Consider the following 21,903-nt stretch of genomic DNA (forward strand, 5'->3'; position numbering starts at 1 on the left):
GTAAATTTGTTCTTTCCCGCCAGGGCTGAGCAAATGAGACATGAGGACAACCGATGCACGCAAACCCCAACGACCAGACGCTGAGCGTGCAGGGCATCAATAAGCGCTATGGCACATTCCAGGCGCTTAACGACGTCGGGATTGATGTAAAACGCGGCGAGTTTCTGACGCTGCTCGGGCCTTCGGGCTCGGGGAAGACCACGCTTCTGATGTCGGTTGCCGGTTTCATCCAGCCCGATTCGGGGAGGATCATGCTTGGCGCGCAGGACATCACCTTCGCCGCGCCCGAAAAGCGAAATTTCGGCATGGTGTTCCAGGGCTATGCGCTGTTTCCGCATCTGAAGGTGCGTGAGAATGTGGCCTTCCCGCTGAAGATGCGCGGCATCCGCGGTGCGGCTGCGACGAAAAGCGTGGCTGAGGCGCTGGAGCTGGTGGGCCTTGCCGACAAGGGCGAGCGCTACCCGCGCGAGCTGTCGGGCGGCCAGCAGCAGCGCGTGGCACTGGCGCGGGCCATTGTTTTCCAGCCGCATCTTCTGCTGCTGGACGAGCCTCTCAGTGCACTTGATACCCAGCTGCGCGGCCAGCTGCAGACCGAGCTGAAACGGCTGCATCGCGCCGTGGGCCTGACCTTCATCTATGTCACCCATGACCAGGGCGAGGCCCTGTCGATGTCAGATCGCATCGCGGTGATGAAAGACGGCAGGATCGTGCAGCTCGGCGCCCCCTCCGCGCTTTACAACCGCCCCGCCAACCGTTTCGTGGCCGAATTTCTGGGGGTCGAGAATTTTCTGCCCGAACGCCTGACCGGCAGGCAGGGTCTGCTGGCGGTGCGTGCCTCTGCGCTGTCGCTGGCGGGCAAGGCCGGGCGTATCAGCGCCAGGGTCAGCGATCTGGACTATCACGGCGCCGAGATCCGCTACACCGCCCAGACCGAATGCGGCCTGTCGCTGCGGTTCAACCTCAGCCTGCGCGACGCAGCCCACGTGCCGCAGGAAAATGAAAACGTCACGCTGGACTGGCAGGAGAAAGACGCCCTGCCCTTCCCCGCAGCCTGACAGTCCGGGCGTCAACCGATCAACAATAAATCCAAACCACAACAGGGAATTGAAAATGGAGCAACAAAGCTTTGCCCAAGATTATGCTGAAATCATGCGCGAGCAAAGCGCACGCGGCATAAGCCGTCGCGCCATTCTGCGCTCGGCGCTGGCGATGGGGGTCGCGCCCCTTGCACTGGGTGCGGGCCGTGTTTTCGCTGAAACCCGCCCGGAGGTGGTGCTGGTCAACTGGGGCGGCCTTTCGGTCGAAGTCTTCCAGAAGGCCTTTGCCGATCCCTTCAACGCGGCGGGCGGCAATCTGGTGATCGACGGCTCGGGCCCGCTGAACGGCAAGATCCTGACCATGGTGCAGTCGAATGCCGTGACCTGGGACATTTGCGATGCCGGCGTCACCACCATCGCCGATCTGGGGCCGAAAGGCGCGCTTGAACAGATTGACTATGAGATCGTCGACAAGTCGAAAGTCGTCGACGGCTTCGCCTATGACCTTGGCGTGGTGAACTATTTCTTCTCATCGGTCATGGCCTGGGATACCTCGAAGATCGAGGGCCAGCCCAGCCCGGCCGATTTCTTCGATATCGAAAAGATCCCCGGCCGTCGCATGATCCGCAAGGACAGCCAGGCGATGCTGGAGCTGGCGCTGCTTGCCGATGGCGTGGCACCTGCCGATCTCTATCCGCTGGATGTCGAGCGGGCGCTGGCGAAATTCGAAAGCATCCGCGAGCATCTGCTGTTCTGGTCGTCGGGGGCGGAAAGCCAAAGCCTGCTGCGCGACGGCGAATGCGTCATGGGCTTCCTGTGGTCGACCCGCGCCAATATGCTGAAAGAAGAGACCGAAGGCCGCATCGACTATACCTTCGAGAAAGGCCTGCTGCAGCCTGGCATCTGGGTGGTGCCCAAGGGCAACCCGGCTGGCAAAGAGGCGTTCCACGCCATCGCCTCGATGCAAAGCGCGGCTGAGCAGATCATCTTGCTTGAGCAGATGGGCAATGGCCCGGCGAACCCGGCAGGCTCGGATCTGGTGCCCGAGGCACTGAAAGCGGTCAACCCCTCTGACCCGGCCAATACCGCCGTCCAGGCCAAGGTCAGCGCCGAGTGGTATTTCGAGAACCACACCGCAGTCTATCAGGAATTCCTGGACCGGATCGCCTCCTGAGCCGGACCACCATCTCTGGCTGAGGGCGGCCGCGCCGCCCCTGGCCTTACGCGTCACACCTGCCCCGCAAAGGGCCGGTGTGGCGCACGCGCCCCTCTTTCCAACCGAGCAAGCTGGACCATAATTCCGTGCGCATTCTTGCCAATCCGATGCTTCGCTACTGGCTGCTGATCGCGCCCGCGCTTCTGGCGATGGCGGTCTTCTATTTCTACCCGATCAGCCATGTCCTGTGGATGAGCGTCACGCTGCCCGAACCCGGGGTCTCGAATTTCGAAAGCCTCGCGGCCTCGCGTTCGGTGCAAAGGATGCTCTGGACGACCCTGCGCATCGCGGTTCTCTCGACGATGATCTCGCTGATCCTGGCCTATTTCGTGGCCTATGTGATCTCGACCGTCGATGAGCGCCGCCGTCGTCTGTTGTTCATGGGGGTGGTGATCTCGCTCTGGATTTCGGTGCTGGTGCGGGCCTTTGCCTGGTTCGCCCTGCTGCGAAATGACGGGCTGATCAACCAGGCGCTGATCGGCATGGGGCTGATCGACAGGCCGCTGCCGCTGATGTGGAACGAATTCGCGGTGCTGGTGGGCATGGTGCATTACATGCTGCCGCTGGCGATCCTGCCGCTTTACTCGGGGATGCAGTCGATCGATCCGCGCCTTGTCGCCGCCGCACGCGGGCTGGGGGCCAGCCGGATGACCGCCTTCTGGAAGATCTGGTTCCCGCTGACCCTGCCCGGCGTTTTCGCGGCCTCGATCCTTGTTTTCATCTATTCGCTGGGCTTCTACGTCACGCCCGCGCTGTTGGGTGGCGGCAAGAAGATGATGGTCGCCGAATATATCAAGGTCCAGATCCTTGAGGTGGTGAACTGGGGCCTCGGCTCGGCGCTTGCCACGCTCTTGCTGATCTTCGTCCTGGTGACGCTGGCGATTGTCAGCCGCGTCGTCGATCTGCGCAAAGTATTCGGAGCGGGCTGAGATGTCGGATACATTGCGCCAGGAACCCACAATCGTCACCAAATCCCTTGCCTGGGCGGTGATCTGCTATCTCGTGCTGCCGATCACGGTGGTGGTCTCGGTCTCGCTGACCGACCGGCCCTATCTCTCGCTGCCCTCGGAAGGCGTGTCGCTGCAATATTACGAAAAGCTCTTCACCTCGTCGGAATGGCTGTCCTCGATCTGGCAGAGCTTTGTCATCGCCACCGTCTCGACCGCGATCTGCGGCGTGCTGGGCACGCTTGCCGCTATTGGCTGCTGGCGGATCGGCTCGGGGCTGGCGAATGTGGTGCGGATGGCGATGCTGATCCCGCTGATGCTGCCCTCGATGATCTATGCGCTTGGCGCCTATCAGGTCTGGGCGGGGTTTGGCTGGGTCAATACCTATACCGGCATCATCATAGCCCATGCCATGACCGGCATGCCCTATGTGGTGATCACCGTCTCGACCTCGCTTGCCGGGCTTGACCCAAAGCTGGAGCAGGCCGCGCGCAATCTGGGTGCCACCATGGGCCAGAGCCTGCGTCATGTGATCATCCCCAATATCAGGCCCGGCGTGATTTCGGGGCTGGTCTTCGCCTTCATCCATTCCTGGGATGAGCTGGTGATCGCCCTCTTCATCGCGGGGCGCAATGTCTTCACTCTGCCGCGCCGGATGTGGGACGGGATCAACGAACATCTTGATCCGACCATGGCCGCCGTCGCCACCGTGCTGATCTTTCTGACCGTGATCCTGCTGGCCGCCGAATTCTTCCTGCGCGGCAAGAAACGCTGACCCCATCCCGCCCTTCCGGAGCACCAACTGCCATGACCGTCTTCAAAGACGCCCCCCTCAAGCGCGACGCCATGTCCTGGATTGACGACAATCTGGGGCAGCTTTCGCAAGACCATATGACGATATGGAACTTCCACGAGCCGTCCTGGCGCGAATACCGCTCGGCTGCCTGGTATGTCGAACGGCTGCGCGCCGAGGGTTTCACCGTCGAAGAGCGTTCGGGCGGAATGGACACCGCCTTTTGCGCCACCTGGTCGAATGGCGACGGCCCGACCATCGGCGGCTATGCCGAATATGACGCGGTGCCAGGCCAGTCGCAGGCGCCAGTGCCCTACCGCGCGCCGCGCGAGGGCGTCTCGAAATATGCCGCGGGCCATACCGACCCGCATTCGGCGCTTGGGATAGGCTCGCTGACCGGGTTCCTTGCCGCCAAGGCGGTGATGGAGAAACACGGGATCAGGGGGCGGCTGAAATACCTGGGCGAGCCGGCCGAGAAGATGTGCGGATCAAAACCCGTCCATGCCGCGAAAGGCTATTACGACGATCTGGATGCGGCGATCAGCTTTCACCCGCACTCTTTCCCGGCGCTGACCAATGGCTGTTTCTGGGACACCCATTCCGCCCCCTACTGGAGCCGGATCTATACCTTTGAATGCGACGAGCCCGAGACCTGGCAGCAGTCGAAGGCCATCTCGGGCGTCGCCCATACCCATTCCAGCGCCCGCGCGCCCGGCGCGATTGACGCGGTCTGCATGATGTATACCTCGGGCAAATATATGAAGGAAAGCATGCTGCCCCATCACGGCAGCTGGACGCTGAACGAATATATCCTGAAGGCGGGCCATGCGGCGGCGGACAATATCGCACCGGGGCTGGGGCAAATCCAGTATTCCTTCCGTGGCCCGACGCTTGACATGTGCGAGCGCGTCTTCGAGGTGCTTGACCGCAACGCCGATCATATCGCCGCGATGACCCATTGCCGCGTGACAAAGGCCTGGATCACCCGCTGCCGCCCCGGCCTTCCCAACCATGCCATGGCCGAAGTGACCTTCCGCAATTTCGAGGAAATCGGCGCTCCGGTCTGGGGCGAGGCAGGTAAGGACTTCGCCCGCCAGATTATGACCGGCCTTGGCAGGGACGCGCTGGACCAGCCTTTCGTCGACGGTCATGACCGCCTGACGCCGCCCTGGGAGGCCGAAAAGTCCTTCCGCGCAACGCTGCCCTCCTGGCAGAAGAACCTCGCGGCGGATGACTATGTCGAATACACATGGCACGCGCCGACAGTGCGGCTTTATGTGGCCCGTCCGACGCTGGCCTCGCCCGATGGCTATCGCTACGGCGAATGGACCCGCAATGCGATGGGCGGCGTTCCGGCCTGTATCGACCCGATGTGGTCGACCGCGGGCCGCGTGGTCGCTGCAACGATCCTCGATCTTCTGACCGATGGTAAAAGCCTTGCGGCTGCACAGGCGGAATACCTTGAGCGCTCGGGCGGCGGGCGCGGTGCGCCCGGCTGGACCGCGCCGCTGCTGCCCGGAACCTTCGAGGCCCCCACCGACTATGGCTGGCCCGAATATATCACCACGCCGCGCGGCGATGGCTGGTCGCACCCCGGCTGATCCAGCCGGTTTCACACCCCTTTTTATACCGATCCCGAAAGTCCCGGAGCAGATCCATGTCCATCATCACTGAAGGCGAATATCGCTATAACCAGCTGATCAAGCAGTTCCCCTCACAGGCGGAACCGGCTTTTGAAAGCGCAGAACAACAAGAGCTGGTCTGGGGCCAGGTCTGGGGCTGCGACAATGATGTGGGCCAGATCCGCAAAGTCCTGATGCACCGCCCCGGCGATGAGCTGAACGTCGTTGATCCGACCAAGCGGATCCCCGGCATCAACGCCTTTGGCGAGGTAGACAAGGGCTGGTACTGGCGCGGCGATGTGATCCCGACGCTGGCCGGGATGCAGGCCCAGCATGACGCCTATGCCGCCGCCCTGCGCGAGGAAGGTGCCGAGGTCGTCTATGTCGACAAGGCCGCGCCGGGCAAGATGAAGCAGGTCTATACCCGTGACAGCGTGATCGCGGTCAAGGGTGGCGCCATTATCACCCGCCTCGGCCCGCCGATCCGGCGCGGCGAAGAGCTTCCCGTCACCCGCACCCTTGCCGCGATGGGCATGCCGATCCTGCGCACCATCTCTGGCATCGGCCTGATGGAGGGTGGCAGCTTTGCCTGGATCCGCCCCAATCTGGCGGTGGTCGGCCTCTCAAGCCGCGTCGACCGCGAGGGCGCGCGCCAGCTGGCCGAGGTGCTGGCGACCCAGGGCGTCGAACTTCTGATGGTCGAGCTGACGGGCTACCGCCTTCACATCGACGGCACCTTCGTAATGGTCGATGAAAACACCGCTTTCGTGAACCCGACCATCGTGCCCTTCTGGTTCCTTGAGAAACTGAAATCACTGGGCATCCACGTGATCGAGGTGCATCACGAAGACAACAACTGGGTGGTCAACTGCCTTGCCGTGCGGCCAGGCCGGGTGCTGATGTCGACCGGCCTTTCCGACCATACCGCCGAGCAATTCGACAAGGCCGGGATCTCGGTCCGATTTGTCGATTACGACAAGGTGGCGCTTGGCGGTGGCGGGCTGCATTGCTCGACTGCGCCACTGGTGCGCGACAGCCTCTGATCATTGTGCTCCCGGCGGCAGCAATCCCCCGCCGGGGCCTCTCACATATCTCCCTACTCTCTCTCCCTGTCACTTGCCGGAGCCCAACCATGTCTTCCCTGTCGCCGCTGACCGTTGCGGATTATATTTGCCAAAGCCTCAGCGCCAACGGGATCGACACCGTTTTCGGCATCCCCGGCGTGCATACGGTCGAGCTTTACCGCGCGCTCGCCGACAGCGCGCTGCGCCATGTCACGCCGCGCAACGAACAGGGCGCAGGCTTCATGGCCGATGGCTATGCGCGCGCCTCAGGCAAGGTTGCGGCCTGTTTCACCATCACCGGGCCGGGGCTGACGAATATCGCCACCGCCATGGGCCAGGCCCTGGCCGATTGCGTGCCGATGCTGGTGATTTCCTCGGTCAACCCAACCGGGCGGATGGGATCGGGCCAGGGCTGGCTGCATGAGCTGCCCGACCAGCGTGCCTTTGCCGCCCAGGTCTCGGTCTTCAGCCATACGCTTCTTGACCCGGCAGAGCTGCCCCAGGTGCTGGCCCGCGCCTTTGCCACCTTCCATTCGACCCGGCCCGGCCCGGTTCATATCGAGATCCCGGTCAATCATTTTACAACCGATATGCCGGAAGGCTGCCCGGCTCCGGCGCGGATCCCGCTGCCTGGGCGGCCCAGCCCCGATTCAGCGCGTCTCGCAGACCTGACCGATCTGTGCCGCACAGCAAAACAGCCGGTGATCCTGGCCGGAGGCGGGGCTGCCGATGCCGCCGCCCTGCTGCAAAGCCTGGCGGAAAGGCTGGATGCGCCCATGGTGATGACCTGCAACGGGCGCGGCATCCTGCCTGACGGGCATGACCTGGCGGTGCCCTGCTCTCCGGCGCTGCCGCCGGTTCGCAGGCTGATCGAAGAGGCCGATCTGATCCTGGCCCTCGGCACCGAAATCGGCCCGGCGGAATATGACTTCTATAACAGTGGTGCAATGCAGCCAAAAGGACGCCTGGTGCGCGTCGACATCGACGCCGGCCGTATCATGCGCGGCGCGAAAGCCGACCTCGGGTTGGTCAGCGATACCGGGCTCGCGGTTCGGGCGCTGCTGGACATGCTGCCAGCAGACAATGCGGAAACGGGCGGCAAGTCGCGGGCAGCAGCCGCGCGCGAGGCTGTCAGCGCCGTCACCTCGCCAATGTACCTCGCAGGCCAGAAGCTGCTGGCAACCATCCGCGACACGCTGCCTGAAGTGATCGTCGCAGGCGATTCCGCGCAGCCCGTCTATGCCGCGATGATGCATTTCGGCACCAACCGGCCCCGCACCTGGTTCTGCTCGGCCACGGGTTTCGGCACGCTTGGCTATGCGGTTTCGGCAGCAACCGGGGCCTGGCTTGCCACCGGACGCCCGGTCGTCGCACTGGTCGGCGACGGCGGCCTGCAGTTCAACCTGGGAGAGATCGCAACCGCACGAGAGATCGGTTGCCCGCTGATCATCGCCCTGTGGAACAACAAAGGCTATTTCGAAATCAAAAACTACATGGCGCGGCGCGACATTCCAACGCTCGGGGTGGATCTCTTCACCCCTGATTTCGGCCTTCTGGCCACGGGGTTCGACTGCGCAACCGAAGCATTGGTGGCGCCGGAACAGCTGTCCGAGGCACTCATCGCTGCAGCGGGGCGGACGCGGCCAACGCTTCTCGATATCGACGAGGCGGGGTTCCTCGCCGCTGGAGAGAAGTAAGATGAACAATCTGCGCGTTAACGGCGGGCGTCTTTGGTCCAATCTGATGGACACCGCCCGCTTCGGTGGCACCGAGGCAGGCGGCGTGCGCCGACTGACCCTGTCGGAAGAAGACCGCAAGGTGCGCGCCTGGCTTGAAGCCCGTGCGCTTGCCGCCGGCTGCACCATCGCGCGCGACCGGCTGGGCAATATGTTCCTGCGTCGCGAGGGCCGCCGCACCGATCTGACGCCGATTGCCATGGGCAGCCATCTCGACACCCAGCCGACCGGCGGGAAGTTCGACGGTATCCTTGGCGTTCTGGCGGGGCTGGAGGTGATCGAAACCCTGAATGACGCCGGGATCAAGACCGAACATCCGCTTATGCTGGTAAACTGGACCAATGAAGAGGGCGCGCGCTTTGCGCCTGCGATGCTCTGTTCGGGCGCATGGGCCGGGGTCTTTTCCGAGGACTATGTGCGCGCGCGCCAGGATAGCGCCGGCACGAGCTTTGGCAGCGCGCTTGCGGGAATTGATGCGGCGGGCGATCAGCCCGTTGGCGCGCAGGATTTCGCCGCCATGTTCGAGTTGCACATCGAACAGGGGCCGGTGCTGGAACGCGAAGAGCTGACCATCGGTGTCGTGACCGGCGTGCAGGGCATGCGCTGGTATGACCTCGAAATCACCGGGCGCGCAGCCCATGCCGGTTCAACCCCGATGGACGCGCGCGCCGATGCGCTTTTGGCAGCGGCCGGGCTGATCACGGGCGCCTCGCGCCTTGCGAAGGAACTGGGCGGCTATGCCACGGTGGGCGAGCTGACCATCGCCGAGCCCTCGCGCAATGTCGTGCCGGGTGCGGTGCGGCTGACCTTCGATCTGCGCCATGGCGATGATGCGGGCCTTGAAGCCATGGAACAGGGGCTTCAGACACTCATCTCGGGCCTTGCGCCCGATCTGAGCGCGCAATTGCAACAGATCTGGTCCAGCCCGCCCGTCCATTTCGACGCCGATTGTCTGGCCTCGATCCGCGAGGCCTCGGCCAGCCACGGTCACAAAGACATGATTTCGGGCGCCGGCCACGATGCCGCCTATGTGGCGCGCAAAGTTCCGACCGCGATGATCTTTGTGCCCTGTGCGGGCGGGCTGAGCCACAATCCTGCCGAAAGCGCCACCGTCGAAGATTGCAGCACAGGGGCGCAGGTGCTGCTGGACAGCGTGCTGATCCATGATCGCAGACTCACGGCCAGAGCGGCAGAATGACAAGCGCCCTGACAGAGCTTTCCGAGGTTCTGGGTCCGGCAGGCTTTACAGCTGCCAGCGATCTTGCAGGCGGATCCTCCCTTGATGACGCAAGCGGCGCCGGCACCGGAACGCTGCCCCTCGCGCTTTTGCGCCCGGCCTCTGTGGCGGAAATCCAGGCCGTAATGCGGATCTGCTTTCACCACGCGATCCCTGTTGTCCCCCAGGGCGGGCTGACCGGATTAAGCGGCGGCGCCCTGCCCCGCGCAGATGCAGTGGCCCTTTCGCTGGCGCGTTTCAGTGGCGTCGAAGAGGTGGATCCGCTGCAGGGCACGATGACTATGCGCGCGGGCACCGTGCTGCAAACCGCCCAGGATGCGGCAGGTGAAGCGGGCTTTTTGTTCCCCATTGATCTTGGCGCACGCGGATCATGCCAGATTGGCGGCATCATCTCGACCAATGCCGGCGGCCCGCGGGTGATCCGCTACGGCATGACACGCGACAATCTGCTGGGCCTTGAAATGGTTCTGTCCGATGGGACGCTGCTCTCGCATCTGTCACAGGTCACCAAGGACAATACCGGCTATGATCTGCGGCATCTTTTTTGCGGCGCAGAGGGAACACTCGGCGTCATCACCAGGGCGGTGTTCCGTCTTGCCCCCGCGCCGCCGCCTGTGCAGACCGCACTTTGCGCCATCGAACGGTTCGACGCCATTCCGGCCCTGCTGCAAAAGGCAAAACGCGATCTGACCCTCTCGGCATTTGAGACGATGTGGCAGGATCACTTCCTGGTCGGTGGCGGTCGCGGGGTTTTCAGCCCGCTGCCGGACTATGCCCTGCTGATTGAGGCCGAAAACGGCGATCTGACGGCCTGGCTGGAATGGGCCTTCGCCGAGGGCCTGATTTCCGATGCCGTGGTTGCCACTTCGGGGGCGGCCGCGCAAAAGTTCTGGGACATCCGCGAGAACGTGCGCCCCGAGCGCAGTCTCAAGGGGTTGCACAATCTCGATATCAGCCTGCCGCTGGCGAAGACCGAGGCCTTTGTAAGCGCCTGCCGCGAAGGGCTTTTGCAGCTTGATCCACTGGCGCAAAGCTGGTTCTTCGGGCACCTCGGCGATGGAAATCTGCATGTGATCGTCGATTTGCCGGGGCTGGGACCGGAAGGGAAAAAGCAGGTCCAGGATCTTGTCTATCCCATGGTGGAGAAATCCGGCGGCTCGATTTCAGCCGAGCACGGTATCGGATCGCTCAAGCGCGACTGGCTGCACCATTCCCGAAGCTCCGCTGAAGTCGCCGCGATGCGGGCCATCCGCACCGCGCTGGACCCGCTGGGCCTTATGAACCCGGGTAAATCAGCAGCGTGACGATGAAGGGAGGCCCCGCGAACAAGGGCAGGAAGCGTCGCAAGATGCTTCTGACCTGTGTCCGGTCTGGCAATCCTTGCCTCCCTGGCCTGTGATCGAATCTGCCCGCTCCCTGTGCGGGTATGACCATTTCAGGCGGGTCAGCACGGCAAGGGCTGATCTGACGAAAATTAGCTTTTCCAAAATCATAGCTGCCCGATCCCAGCCGAAGCCTTCGCGGAAGAGCCGAAGGATTCCGAGAAGGCTTCGGGTATCTGCGGCAAATGAAATGGCCGAACGCCCACAAGGATCGGCGCTTTATGCCAGATTGTTAAGACATTATTCGCCGTAGCTGCCACTTAGCCACAATATCCAATAATTGCATTATCGGTCGTCTTCGAATTTATTGCAGAAATGGGCCATCTGCCACATCAGGACGTCGGAAATTGTCGCGCCGCCCTCTGGCATTGGCCCATAGCAACCAGGATCAGCCTGCGGCAATACCACTGCGCCAAAACCCGTCGGGGCAGCAGATGAGCAATGAGGCAGACAGCGGCGTCCCGGCGTGCCCGAGCCGACAAGCGACAAGGATCGGATCGCTTCGCCGGATGGTCAAAATAGAGGGACAGGGCAATCTGCAGCAGACTGCAGATCGGCTTTCGCCATGGTCTCCCGGACCAGTGGCGTTCCCATGGCTCAGCTATGCGTGCTTCGATCGGCGGTCGGGCTCCGTCATCGCAAAATACGCTGAGGCTTTGCGAAAGATCCCGTTGGCGTGCCGCAGCTCCCGGTTCTCACGTTCCAGGGCCGTCATCCGATCCGACATCTCATCGAAGAGGCCGGGCCACTTGCTGCTGGCGACTTCGGCCCTCCTGGCCCAATCGTTCAGGGTCTGGGCCGCACCGCCAATCTTCGCCGCGATCGAGATCACCGATTGCGAACACGCGCCATGCTGGCCTTCGTTGTCCGGAACCATCAGAACCGCGCGCACGCGAAATTCAGGGGAAAACCTCTTCGTTGCCTTGCTCATGATGCTTCACCTTACGCAGGAGTAGCAGCCTCCGGCAAGTCCGGCGCGGCTCAGATCAGCCCGGCAGGCTATCCCACGACAAAGCCTACCCGGTCCGCGCAAAAGGCAGAGCAACCGAAACTGACCAGGTGCCCCTCCGGATCGACGTCCTGCTTGACGGCGACGATCAGCGGATGCGTTCGCGGCATGCCGAGAAGGCGAGCCTCTGCCACCGACGGCAGCCGGGACTGAAGCCTGGTCGTGACCCGGCGATAGTCGCGCACCCCGAAGGCCTGCAATGCCTCGGTTGGCGAGGTGGTCTGATGAAAAACCCGGTCAATGCCGGCAAATCGTGGTGTGGGGAAATGATCCGAAACCAGACCGACCGGCCGGCCCTCGATCTCGATCAGGAGCCGGACCTGAACGCAATCGCCGCCCGGGGCCAGACCAAGGGTCCGCGCTGTCTCGCCATCCGCAGGCACGGTCTCGGCCGAGATAAGCCGCCGCGCGCCCGGCAATCCCAGCATGGTCAGATTGGCGGACAGCCTGGTGCGCGAGTCCAGCGAAAAGGCGATCACCCGGTTGCGCACAAAGGTTCCGCGCCCCTGCTCGATCAGGACCACACCGGCAGCCTCAAGGCTGGCCAGCGCCTGGCGGACGGTAAAGCGGCTGACGCCATGGTTGCGCGCCAGCTGGCTCTCGGGCGGCAATTGGTCTCCTGGCTGGTATTCTCCCGCCTCGATGGATGCTGCGATCAACTTTGAAACACCCCGCCAAAGCGGGTTGTCATTACACCTGACCATTGTCGGCCCCGATTACGTTCCCTGAGCGAGCCTGACACAGTTTTGCGTCGCTGCCGTGACAGCAAGCCCCGGCAGCGGACCTTTGCGAAAATGGGTCTGTCATTGAGACGTTAGACAGTTCGGCCACTTAGGCGCCGAACCGGGCCGATGGCCCATGCACGTTCCGAGGATCCCATGCTTCCGCTCAACCGTCGCAACTTTCTGTCAATTTCACTGGCCGCCGGCGCTTTGCCCGTCTTTGCGCCCGCCGCCTTTGCCCCCGCCGCCTTTGCCCAGTCAGCCGAGCGCCCTGAACTGCGCATCGCCGTTCAGGGGCTGCCGGTCAGCCTCGAGCCGGTCAACGCCATCGGCAATGTCGGCAACCGCATCACCAACGCCATTTTTGACACGCTGATCCGCCGCGACTTCCTGGCGAACGACCAGGGCTCGGCCACCGATCTGGTGCCGGCCATCGCCGCATCCTGGGCACGCGAAGACGACCGCACGCTGCTGGTGACCATCGCCGAGGGGGTCAGGTTCCACAACGGCCGTGACGTCACCGCCCGGGATGTGGCCTTCAGCTTTTCGGCCGAGCGTATTTGGGGCGACAGCCCGATGGTGCCCCGCGGTCCGCTGTTCTCGGCGCAGTTCGAATCGGTCGAGGCCATTGACGATCGCACCGTGCGGATGCGCACCACCGCCGCCGACTGGTCCCTGGAAAAGCGGCTGGCCTCCTGGATTGCCTGGGTGGTTCCCGAGAAGGAATACCGCGAGATGGGCCCCGAGGCCTTCGGTCTCGCCCCGATCGGCACCGGACCCTACAAATTCGTGGAATTCGTTCCCGGTGACCGCGTGGTTCTGGAAGCCTTCGACGACTATTACCTTGGCCGGCCGACGGCCTCTCGCGTGACCTTCTCGGTCGTGCCGGAAATTGCCACCCGCGTCGCAGGCCTGATCAGCGGCGAATATGAGATGGCCTGTGCCCTGGGCCCCGACAATATCCCGATGCTATCGGCCGAGCCTGAGGTCGAAGCGCGTGCCACCCAGATCGAGAACGTGCATCTTTACATTTTCCAATGTGATGCGCCGGTCGTGTCGGACAAGCGGGTGCGTCGCGCCCTGAACCTTGCCCTTGACCGCGACCTTCTCAACAAAGCGCTTTGGGGTGGTTTGGCAGGTATTCCGAACGGCTTCCAGATCCCGGCCTATGGCGCGGTCTATGATGCCAGCCGCCCAGGCTTTGCCCATGATCCCGAACTGGCGCGCAGCCTGCTGGCCGAGGCCGGTTACGCCGGCGAGCAGATCACCTTCCGGACGCTGAACGATTACTATGTCAATTCGGTCGCCGCGATCCAGATGATGATGGAGATGTGGAAGTCGGTCGGGTTGAACGTCGACATGCAGATCCTCGAGAACTGGAACCAGGTGCTGGAACCGGGTCTGCAGATGCGCAACTGGTCGAACGGCTTCCAGATGCCGGATGCCTCAACGCCGCTGACCTCGGACTGGGGTCCGACCGGCTCGGCCCAGACCCTGCACAAATGGCAGGCTCCGGTTGAATATAACGAGCTTGCCGCCAGGGTTGCCAGCCTGCCCGACGGCGAAGAACGGGCCGCAGCCTATGCGCGTCTGATGGATATCTGGGAAGATGAGGCCCCCGGCGCCGTGCTTTACCGCCCGGTCGAGGTCTATGGCGTTCGCCGCTCGATCAACTGGCGCCCGGTGACCTTCGAGTTCATGGACCTGCGCCCCTACAACCTGACCTTCGATCAAGCCTGAGAATGACCAGAACCGAACCGGCCGCAGCGATGCTGCGGCCAACCGGAATATCCGAAGGCATCAGGGTCAGGGGTGTGACAGTCACCACCCGGAACCATGCCACTGTTCTGGTCGAGAACCTTGAGATCGACCTGCGCTCTGGCGAGATCCACGCGCTTGTCGGCGAAAGCGGATCGGGCAAAAGCCTGTCGGCACTGGCCATTCTTGGATTGCTGCCGCCCGCGCTGGAGATGACCGGCCAGATCACACCGGCCTTGCGGCCGGGCCGTGACGTGGCTCTGGTGATGCAGGACCCGGTCGCGGCGCTGGATCCGCGCTGGCGTGTCGGTCGTTTCCTGACCGGGCAGTTTGCACGGCTGGGCGACTTGCCCCTATCCGCAGCCAGAACCGCTGCGCGGGCCATGCTGGGGCGGTTGGGCCTGACCGATATCGACAGGGTGATGGCGGCCTATCCGCATCAGCTGTCGGGCGGCATGGCGCAGCGGGTGATGATCGGTGCGGCTCTGGCCGGCTCGCCTGCCTTTCTTCTGGCGGATGAACCCACGACCGCCCTTGATGTGACGACACAGGCGCAGATCCTGTCACTGCTGCAGGGGCTTTGTCGTGATCAGGGGCTTGGCATGCTGCTGATCACTCATGATCTTGGCGTGGTTGCCGAAACCGCCGCGCGAATGACGGTCCTTTATGGCGGTCAGGTGATGGAGCGCGGGCCCGCCAATGCCGTGCTGCCCCGGCCGGTTCATCCTTATACGCGGGCGCTGTTGCGGGCGATGCCGGATCTGGCCAGCGCGGCGCCGCCTGCGCCCATCGCGGGGCAACCTGGCCGCCCGTCGGGCCGGATCGGCTGTGCCTTTGCGCCGCGCTGCGCGCAGGCAGGTCCGCTTTGCACGGCCGCGCGGCCGCAGCTTCGCCCGCGCGGCGACGGCGCCGGGGACTTTGCCTGCCACCACCCCGAAGGGGATGCCGCATGACCCCGCTGATCCGCGCCGAGGCGCTGAGCCACAGCTACAAGACCCGCCGCTTTCTGCGGCCGAACCTGTCCCATATGGCGCTGGACGGCATTGATCTCTCACTGGCGGCGGGGGAGACGCTGGCGGTGGTGGGCGAAAGCGGCTCGGGGAAGTCGACGCTGGGCCGAATGCTGCTGGGCATCGAGCGTCCGACCGGGGGCAGGGTGTCTTATGAAGGCCGCGATCTGTCGTCCTTTGGCCCGGCCGAGGCGCTTAGACTGACCCAAGACCTGCAAATGGTGTTTCAGAACCCTTCGGCGGCGCTGGACCCCAGGCTTGCCGTCATCTCTCAGATCGCTGAGCCCCTGCTTATCCACAAGCTGGCAGGCCTGGCCGAGGCCCGCAGCAGGGCGGCCGAAATGATGGAGCGGGTGGGGCTGCCCCCGCCCCTGGCCAACCGGACACCAAAGTTGCTGTCCGGCGGGCAGCGGCAGCGGGTGGTAATCGCCCGTGCCCTGATGACAGGCCCGCGCTTTGTCGTCTTTGACGAGGCGGTCTCGGCACTGGACGTTTCTGTGCAGGCGCAGATCCTTGAGCTGATCCGCAGCCTGCGCCGGTCCGGTGGCTTCGCCAGTCTGTTCATTACCCATGATCTGCGGGTGGTGCGCCATGTCGCCGACCGGGTTGCGGTCCTGTATCTTGGCCGTCTGGTCGAAGAGGGGCCCGCCCGGCAGATCTTTGCCGCGCCGGGGCATCCCTACACGCGGGCTTTGCTGGCGGCCATTCCCGGCAGCCCGCTTCCCCGCGCCGCCCGGCTGCACGCGGGTGAGATCCGGCGCGAGGTCGGCCTGGGCTGCGCGCTTGTTTCCCGCTGTCCGGTGGCAAGCGCCCTTTGCGCGCAGCTGACACCACCGCTGGTCCGGCTGGCACCGGGCCGCCGTCTGACCTGCCATCACCCGCTGCCCCGGCCCGCCCCGCGTGCCCAGGGCGCTGAAGCGGCTACAGCCGGCCTGGTCCATTCTGTGGCCAGCCAGGAGGAATCAGCCTGATGAAACTCGTGAGCTACAATATTCAATATGGCCAGGGCCGGGACGGGCGCATCGACACGGGCCGCACCGCAAAGGCCCTGATCGGCGCCGACATTGTCGCCTTGCAGGAAGTCGACCGTTTCTGGACCCGTTCGGGCGACCGCGACCAGCTGGACGATATCCGGGCCACTCTTGCCGCAGCAGGGCAGCCGATGTTCACCGGCATGGGCGCAACCTTCGATCTGCACAAGGTCCTCATCGCCCCGGATGGCACCGAAACCGTGGTCCGGCGCCAGTTCGGCAATGCCTTCCTGTCGCGCTGGCCGATCCTCAGCCTGCGGACCTGGCTTTTCCCGCAAAAGCTGACGCCCCTGAACGCCCATTCGATCCAGCGCGGCGTCAGCGAGGCCATCATCGACGCGCCCGGCGGCCAGCTGCGGGTCTATACCACCCATCTGTCGCATCTTGCCGACGACGAGCGCTGCGACCAGGCCAGGTTCATCCTCGATCTTTACCGGACGGCGGCGGTGAATGGCCCTGCCTGCAGCGGCGATCATGTCGATGCCGGCTGGACCGAGGGCGCCGAACTGACGGTTCCGGGCGACGCCGTGCTTCTTGGCGATCTGAATCTGTGCCCGGACGACGAGGCTTACCGGCTGCTGACCGGGCCGGCCCATCCCGGCTACGGCACCCTGCTCGATCCCTCCCGGTTTGCCGATCCCTGCCGGATCCTTGGCCAGGACGAGGCCGACAGCGCCACGCTCTACAGCGACTGGGAGACCCGCAGCGGCATCCGCATCGATTATGCGCTGGTCTCGTCCGGTCTTGCTGCGCGGGTCGGGGATTTGCAGGTTGACCGCGCCTCGCAGGCTTCGGACCACCAGCCGCTGATCCTGACGCTTGGCGCAGGCCGCCGATGACCGGGTTTGTGCTTGGCCGCGTGCTGCGGGCTGTCCTGACGCTGCTGGTCGTTCTCAGCCTGACCTTCGTCATGCTGCGAATGACCGGCGATCCTACCCGGATGCTTTTGCCCGATACCGCCAGCGACGAGATGGTCGCCAGCTTTCGCGCGCATTGGGGCCTCGATCAGCCGATCCTGATGCAGTATCTTCACTATACAGGCAACCTGCTGAAGGGGGATGCCGGCCTTTCAATCGCAAACGGCCGGCCGGCACTGCTGGTGGCAACAGAAAGGCTTCCGGCGACACTGAAGCTTACCACCACGGCGCTGGTCCTGATGCTGCTGATCGGGGTGCCGGCGGGTATCCTGGCGGCGCTGAAGCGCGGCAGCATCTGGGACCGGAGTGTGATGCTGCTGGCCACGCTGGGCTTCAGCCTGCCAGGGTTCGTGGTCTCGATCGGCCTTGTCTATCTCTTTGCCGTCTGGCTGCGCTGGCTGCCCAGTTCAGGAAGCGCGAGCCTTCGGCACATGGTCCTGCCGGTGCTGACCCTGGGCCTTGCCGGAGCGGCGGGCCTCGCGCGGTATATCCGTGTCGCGGTGCTGGACGTGATGGAGCGGCCTTTCATTCTGGCCGCGCGCGCCTCGGGCAAAGGCCGGGCGGCGATCCTGTGGCAGCATGTGCTTCCCAATGCGGCCATTTCTCTGGTGACGATCCTTGGCTTCATGGTGGCCGGGCTGTTTGGTGGTTCGATCATCATCGAGCAGGTGTTCGGCTGGCCGGGAATTGGCAGGCTGCTGCTGGAGACAGTGGGGATGCGCGATTTCGCCGTCGTGCAGATGCTGGTCATCCTCTTCACCGCGATTGTCACTCTCTGCAACCTTACCGTGGATATTGCTTATGGCATTCTCAACCCGCGCATTCAGGCAACGGCCTGTTGATCCCAGCCGCGCCAGCGCCAAAGGGCAGGCAGGTCTGTGGCTTCGGGCAATGTTGCTGGGGCCGGTCACGGCCACGCTTGCAAAGCTGTGGCTGATTTCCGTGCTTGTCATCGCCATCGGCGCGCCCTGGCTTGCGCCCTGGGATTACACCTATCAGCAACCCTTGCTGCGGCTGTCACCCCCGGCGCTGTTTGGCGGTGACAGCCCGTTTTGGCTGGGCAGCGACCATTTGGGGCGAGATACCCTTAGCCGGTCCCTCTATGCGATGCGCTTTTCCCTGATCGTGGCCATAATCGGAACGCTCACCGGCGCCGCCATCGGCATCCTGGCCGGGATGGTCGCGGCCCGGCGCCGCGGCGTCTTGGGCGAGGCGATCATGGCGGCGGTCGATATCCAGGCCTCGCTGCCGTTCCTGATCTTTGCCATCGTCGTCGTCGGGGTCTTTGGCAAGTCCTTCTGGCTGATCGTTCTGATCATCGGGATCGCCGGATGGGAAAGGTATGCCCGGCTGGTCCGCGGCCTCGTGCTGGATGCCGAGACGCATGGCTACGCCGGTGCGCTCAGGGTGGTCGGCGCAGGGACCGGACGCATCTATCTGCACCATGTTCTGCCGAACATCCTTGGCGTGCTGATGGTGCAAATGACGCTGAATTTCCCGGAAAGCATCCTGCTGGAGACCAGCCTCAGCTTTCTGGGCCTGGGCGTGCAGCCGCCGATGACATCGCTTGGGCTGATGATCAGCGAAAGCCGAAACTACATCGTAAACGCCCCCTGGATGGCCGCAGTGCCAAGCCTTTTGATCCTGCTGACCACCCTTGCCTTTGTCGTTCTGGGGGACAACATCCGCGACCGCGTCGCAAGGGACTGATATTTGGTGCCGAAACGAAGCCCGCCGCGAAGCCTGCCGCATCACCCGCCGCGGAACCCGGCGGGTGATGCCGGGCGCTTGCGCGGGAAGCGAGGATTTTTGCCAGTTCCGGGGCGCATTTGCTCTGGCTGGCAGCGTAGCAGATGAACCCCTGGAGATATGACGCCCAAATCAGGCCGTGTTGACAAAAGGGATTCGCAGGGCGGTTTGATCGTAATTCAGTCTGGTATCTGCGACAGAGACCAGCCTGGCACGAGACCTGATACCGGAAGAGGAATGGGCGCTTCATGCTGGCCGTCCGAGCGCCGAATGGGTGTTGGTCACTGAACCACCGACTTGTTCCGGATGGGGCTTTCCCGGGAAATGGGCGCCAGACGGGACAAACCTTGGCCCATCAAAACCTCAACCTGCCGCAACTTTGCGACGATAGTTTTCGCTCTCGGTCGCTTGTTTGCCAGCCTCGATCCCCCGTTTCCTGAACATACCAGTGACCACTCAACCGGGAGAGGATCACTCTTTTCCCACCTGTGGTTACCCTCCATGACGCTTGCGCCCTATGCGCGCACCGATTGCCGGTCGCTTTGCCTCTTGCACCTTCTCTCATCAGCCATACTCCAATTTTGCTTAAAACATGTGCTTTCAGCCGTGCACCTCATCTCTTCGTGCCATTCCCGGAGGGAAGGCTTGCGAGGTTTCCAGATTTGCATGCGTAATTGCATGCAAGTTGTAGAAGGATGGTCTGGATGGCGGCTGAAATCATCAGCGGTGCGAATATTTCAAAGGTCTATGCAACGGCGACAGGGCCGCTTGTGGCCCTCGATGATGTGAGTTTCGGGATAGAGGAGGGCGAGTTCATCTCGCTGGTCGGCCCATCGGGCTGCGGCAAATCCACCCTTTTGTCGATCCTGGGCGGGTTGGAGGCGCGCAGCCTCGGCGGGCTCACCATCGCAGGAGAAAAGGCCGGAAAGCCCCGCTCCGATGTCGGCATGATGTTTCAAACCTCGGTCCTGTTTCCCTGGCGCACCATTCGTGAAAACGTCAGGCTGCCGGGGCAGGTTCTGGGCCTCGACAAGCGCCAGCAGGCGGCGCGAACCGAAGAACTGCTTGATATGGTCGGGCTTAATGGATTTGGCGACCGCTTCCCGGGCGAGCTGTCGGGAGGCATGCGCCAAAGGGTCGGCCTTGCCCGCCTCCTGGCCCATGACCCGCGCATCCTGATGATGGACGAGCCCTTCGGCGCGCTGGACGAATTCACCCGCGAGACCATGAACCTCGAGCTTCTGAACATCTGGGAGAAGACCAGGAAGACGGTGATCTTCGTCACTCACAACATCGGCGAGGCGGTGTTCCTGTCCGACCGTGTCTTCGTGATGACCCCGCGCCCCGGGCGCCTTGAGGGCATCGTCGAGATCGATCTGCCCCGCCCGCGCACGACCGAGGTGATGCGCGATCCCCGCTATTCCGAACTTGTATTCGAAATCCGCCGCATGCTCGGCGTCGATCATTGAGGGCCGCGTAAGATGACCATGACCGATACCGCCCATTCGATTCCGCTCTCCTCCGGCCGGCAAGGCGACGCGATCTCGCGCTTTGTTGAGGGCGAACGCCGACGGGCAAGGCGCGAAATGATCACCAACCGGCTGCTGGCGCTTGGCTTTGGCCTGTTTGTCATCGCGGTTTGGGCGATTGCAACCCATGGCGGCTTTGTCCATGCGCTGATCATCCCCACACCGCTTGCCACTCTTGAGGCGACGGGGCGCGTCATGTCCGCGTCTTACTTCTGGCCCAACGTCTGGGTGACGGCGCAAGAGATCTTCTGGGGCTTTATGATCGGCATGGCGACCGGCGCGATCTTCGGGATCCTGGTGGCGATGTTTCCGGCGGTCAGGGCCACCCTATACCCCTATCTGGTCGCGCTGCAGGCCCCGCCAAAGATCGTCCTGGCGCCGATTTTCGTGACCTGGTTCGGCTTTGACATGGAATCAAAAATCGCCATTTCGGTGGTGATGTGCTTTTTCCCGATGTTTCTCAATACGTTGACGGGCCTCTCCTCGGTTGACCCGAATGCGGTCAAGCTGATGCGCTCGCTGACCGCCAGCCGCTGGCAGACCTTCCGCTATCTGCTGTTGCCCAATGCGCTGCCGATCATGATGGCGGGGGTAAAGCTGTGCTGGACGCTCGCGGTGCTGGGCGTGATCGTTGGCGAATTCGTCGGCGCTTCGGCGGGGATCGGCTATCTGATCTACGCGATGAATTTCCAGCTCGATATCGCAGGGGTGTTTTGCCTGATCATCCTGCTCTCGCTTTTCACGCTGGTGATCTACCAGCTGATCGAATGGCTGGAGAACCGGGTCGTCTTCTGGAAGGCGCTTTGATGATCCCCGGTCCGGCCGGGCATCCCGGGCGGAAACGAAACGACCAAAACAACAAACAAAACAACAGTGGAGACTGATATGGCCATCCTGTTTTCAGGGATTTCGGGCGGCATGCGCGGCCTTGCGGTGATGGGCGCGCTTGCCCTGGGCGCGGCCCAGGCGCAGGCGCAGGATCTGGTGACCTTCAACGGTGTCACCGCCCAGGGCGGGCTGAACCGCACCGGGTTTGCCGGAGGCTCCAACTCCTGAGTAGGATGGAGCATCATGAGCAAGACGACGAACAAGTTTTCCGCTGAGGTTCGCGAGCGCGCTGTGCGCTTGGTTCTCGACAATGAAG

At 63.4% G+C, this 21,903-nt stretch carries 20 protein-coding genes; 18 read left to right on the forward strand and 2 right to left on the reverse strand.

Annotated elements, in window-relative coordinates:
* The first annotated feature begins 53 nt into the window (after nucleotides 1–53).
* From HOY34_RS19825 to HOY34_RS19865, 9 genes are all read left to right on the forward strand, one after another.
* Nucleotides 54–1,055 carry an ABC transporter ATP-binding protein gene (locus tag HOY34_RS19825; protein WP_172366089.1) on the forward strand — a complete coding sequence of 334 codons (1,002 nt, stop codon included), beginning with the start codon at nucleotides 54–56 and terminating at the stop codon, nucleotides 1,053–1,055.
* Between the two features lie 94 nt (nucleotides 1,056–1,149).
* Nucleotides 1,150–2,211, forward strand: coding sequence for an extracellular solute-binding protein (locus tag HOY34_RS19830; protein WP_172366091.1), 1,062 nt, complete (start codon nucleotides 1,150–1,152; stop codon nucleotides 2,209–2,211).
* 128 nt (nucleotides 2,212–2,339) lie between these two features.
* The gene (locus HOY34_RS19835; RefSeq protein WP_216654854.1) at nucleotides 2,340–3,182 is read left to right on the forward strand and encodes an ABC transporter permease; all 843 of its coding nucleotides are present in this window, start codon (nucleotides 2,340–2,342) and stop codon (nucleotides 3,180–3,182) included.
* Nucleotide 3,183: 1 nt separating this feature from the next.
* The gene (locus HOY34_RS19840; protein ID WP_172366093.1) at nucleotides 3,184–3,975 is read left to right on the forward strand and encodes an ABC transporter permease; all 792 of its coding nucleotides are present in this window, start codon (nucleotides 3,184–3,186) and stop codon (nucleotides 3,973–3,975) included.
* Nucleotides 3,976–4,007: 32 nt separating this feature from the next.
* Nucleotides 4,008–5,594, forward strand: a complete 1,587-nt coding sequence (locus HOY34_RS19845) for a zinc-binding metallopeptidase family protein (protein ID WP_172366095.1) — start codon at nucleotides 4,008–4,010, stop codon at nucleotides 5,592–5,594.
* A gap of 56 nt (nucleotides 5,595–5,650) precedes the next feature.
* Nucleotides 5,651–6,658: a dimethylarginine dimethylaminohydrolase family protein gene (locus HOY34_RS19850; protein ID WP_172366097.1), complete on the forward strand. Its 1,008-nt coding sequence runs from the start codon at nucleotides 5,651–5,653 to the stop codon at nucleotides 6,656–6,658.
* An 89-nt stretch (nucleotides 6,659–6,747) separates the two neighbouring features.
* Nucleotides 6,748–8,376: a 5-guanidino-2-oxopentanoate decarboxylase gene (locus HOY34_RS19855; RefSeq protein ID WP_172366099.1), complete on the forward strand. Its 1,629-nt coding sequence runs from the start codon at nucleotides 6,748–6,750 to the stop codon at nucleotides 8,374–8,376.
* Nucleotide 8,377: 1 nt separating this feature from the next.
* The gene (locus HOY34_RS19860; protein WP_172366101.1) at nucleotides 8,378–9,613 is read left to right on the forward strand and encodes a M20 family metallo-hydrolase; all 1,236 of its coding nucleotides are present in this window, start codon (nucleotides 8,378–8,380) and stop codon (nucleotides 9,611–9,613) included.
* Nucleotides 9,610–10,956, forward strand: a complete 1,347-nt coding sequence (locus HOY34_RS19865) for an FAD-binding oxidoreductase (RefSeq protein WP_172366103.1) — start codon at nucleotides 9,610–9,612, stop codon at nucleotides 10,954–10,956. Before HOY34_RS19860 ends, HOY34_RS19865 begins: the two co-directional genes overlap by 4 nt.
* A 679-nt stretch (nucleotides 10,957–11,635) precedes the next feature.
* Here the strand turns inward: HOY34_RS19865 and HOY34_RS19870 are convergent.
* Both HOY34_RS19870 and phnF read right to left on the reverse strand, forming a co-directional pair.
* A complete protein-coding gene (locus tag HOY34_RS19870) occupies nucleotides 11,636–11,965 on the reverse strand; it encodes a transposase (RefSeq protein WP_172366105.1) in 330 nt (109 codons plus the stop codon).
* A 68-nt stretch (nucleotides 11,966–12,033) separates the two neighbouring features.
* On the reverse strand, nucleotides 12,034–12,747 hold the full coding sequence (gene phnF, locus HOY34_RS19875; protein WP_253944571.1) for a phosphonate metabolism transcriptional regulator PhnF: 714 nt from the start codon (nucleotides 12,745–12,747) through the stop codon (nucleotides 12,034–12,036).
* A 174-nt stretch (nucleotides 12,748–12,921) separates the two neighbouring features.
* Here phnF and HOY34_RS19880 point away from each other — a divergent pair, with 174 nt between their 5' ends.
* The 9 genes from HOY34_RS19880 (at nucleotide 12,922) to HOY34_RS19920 (ending at nucleotide 21,815) form a co-directional block, all read left to right on the forward strand.
* The gene (locus tag HOY34_RS19880; protein WP_172366109.1) at nucleotides 12,922–14,505 is read left to right on the forward strand and encodes an ABC transporter substrate-binding protein; all 1,584 of its coding nucleotides are present in this window, start codon (nucleotides 12,922–12,924) and stop codon (nucleotides 14,503–14,505) included.
* A 74-nt stretch (nucleotides 14,506–14,579) separates the two neighbouring features.
* The gene (locus HOY34_RS19885; RefSeq protein ID WP_366926989.1) at nucleotides 14,580–15,476 is read left to right on the forward strand and encodes an ABC transporter ATP-binding protein; all 897 of its coding nucleotides are present in this window, start codon (nucleotides 14,580–14,582) and stop codon (nucleotides 15,474–15,476) included.
* Complete coding sequence (locus HOY34_RS19890) at nucleotides 15,473–16,504, forward strand: oligopeptide/dipeptide ABC transporter ATP-binding protein (RefSeq protein ID WP_172366111.1); 1,032 nt, start codon at nucleotides 15,473–15,475, stop codon at nucleotides 16,502–16,504. The genes HOY34_RS19885 and HOY34_RS19890 overlap by 4 nt, the downstream gene beginning before the upstream one ends.
* Nucleotides 16,504–17,403, forward strand: a complete 900-nt coding sequence (locus HOY34_RS19895; protein WP_172366113.1) for an endonuclease/exonuclease/phosphatase family protein — start codon at nucleotides 16,504–16,506, stop codon at nucleotides 17,401–17,403. The genes HOY34_RS19890 and HOY34_RS19895 overlap by 1 nt, the downstream gene beginning before the upstream one ends.
* Nucleotides 17,400–18,323 (forward strand): ABC transporter permease, encoded by a 924-nt coding sequence (locus tag HOY34_RS19900; protein ID WP_172366115.1) that lies wholly within the window; start codon nucleotides 17,400–17,402, stop codon nucleotides 18,321–18,323. The genes HOY34_RS19895 and HOY34_RS19900 overlap by 4 nt, the downstream gene beginning before the upstream one ends.
* Before the next feature lie 49 nt (nucleotides 18,324–18,372).
* Nucleotides 18,373–19,191 carry an ABC transporter permease gene (locus HOY34_RS19905; protein ID WP_172366117.1) on the forward strand — a complete coding sequence of 273 codons (819 nt, stop codon included), beginning with the start codon at nucleotides 18,373–18,375 and terminating at the stop codon, nucleotides 19,189–19,191.
* 743 nt (nucleotides 19,192–19,934) lie between these two features.
* A complete protein-coding gene (locus tag HOY34_RS19910) occupies nucleotides 19,935–20,699 on the forward strand; it encodes an ABC transporter ATP-binding protein (RefSeq protein ID WP_172366119.1) in 765 nt (254 codons plus the stop codon).
* Nucleotides 20,700–20,711: 12 nt separating this feature from the next.
* Nucleotides 20,712–21,566 (forward strand): ABC transporter permease, encoded by an 855-nt coding sequence (locus HOY34_RS19915; protein WP_172366121.1) that lies wholly within the window; start codon nucleotides 20,712–20,714, stop codon nucleotides 21,564–21,566.
* Nucleotides 21,567–21,644: 78 nt separating this feature from the next.
* Entirely contained in the window at nucleotides 21,645–21,815 is a 171-nt protein-coding gene (locus HOY34_RS19920) for a hypothetical protein (protein ID WP_172366123.1), read from the forward strand.
* The last annotated feature ends 88 nt before the right edge of the window (nucleotides 21,816–21,903 follow it).

Source organism: Pseudogemmobacter hezensis (assembly GCF_013155295.1).
In the GTDB taxonomy this organism is placed as follows: domain Bacteria; phylum Pseudomonadota; class Alphaproteobacteria; order Rhodobacterales; family Rhodobacteraceae; genus Pseudogemmobacter; species Pseudogemmobacter hezensis.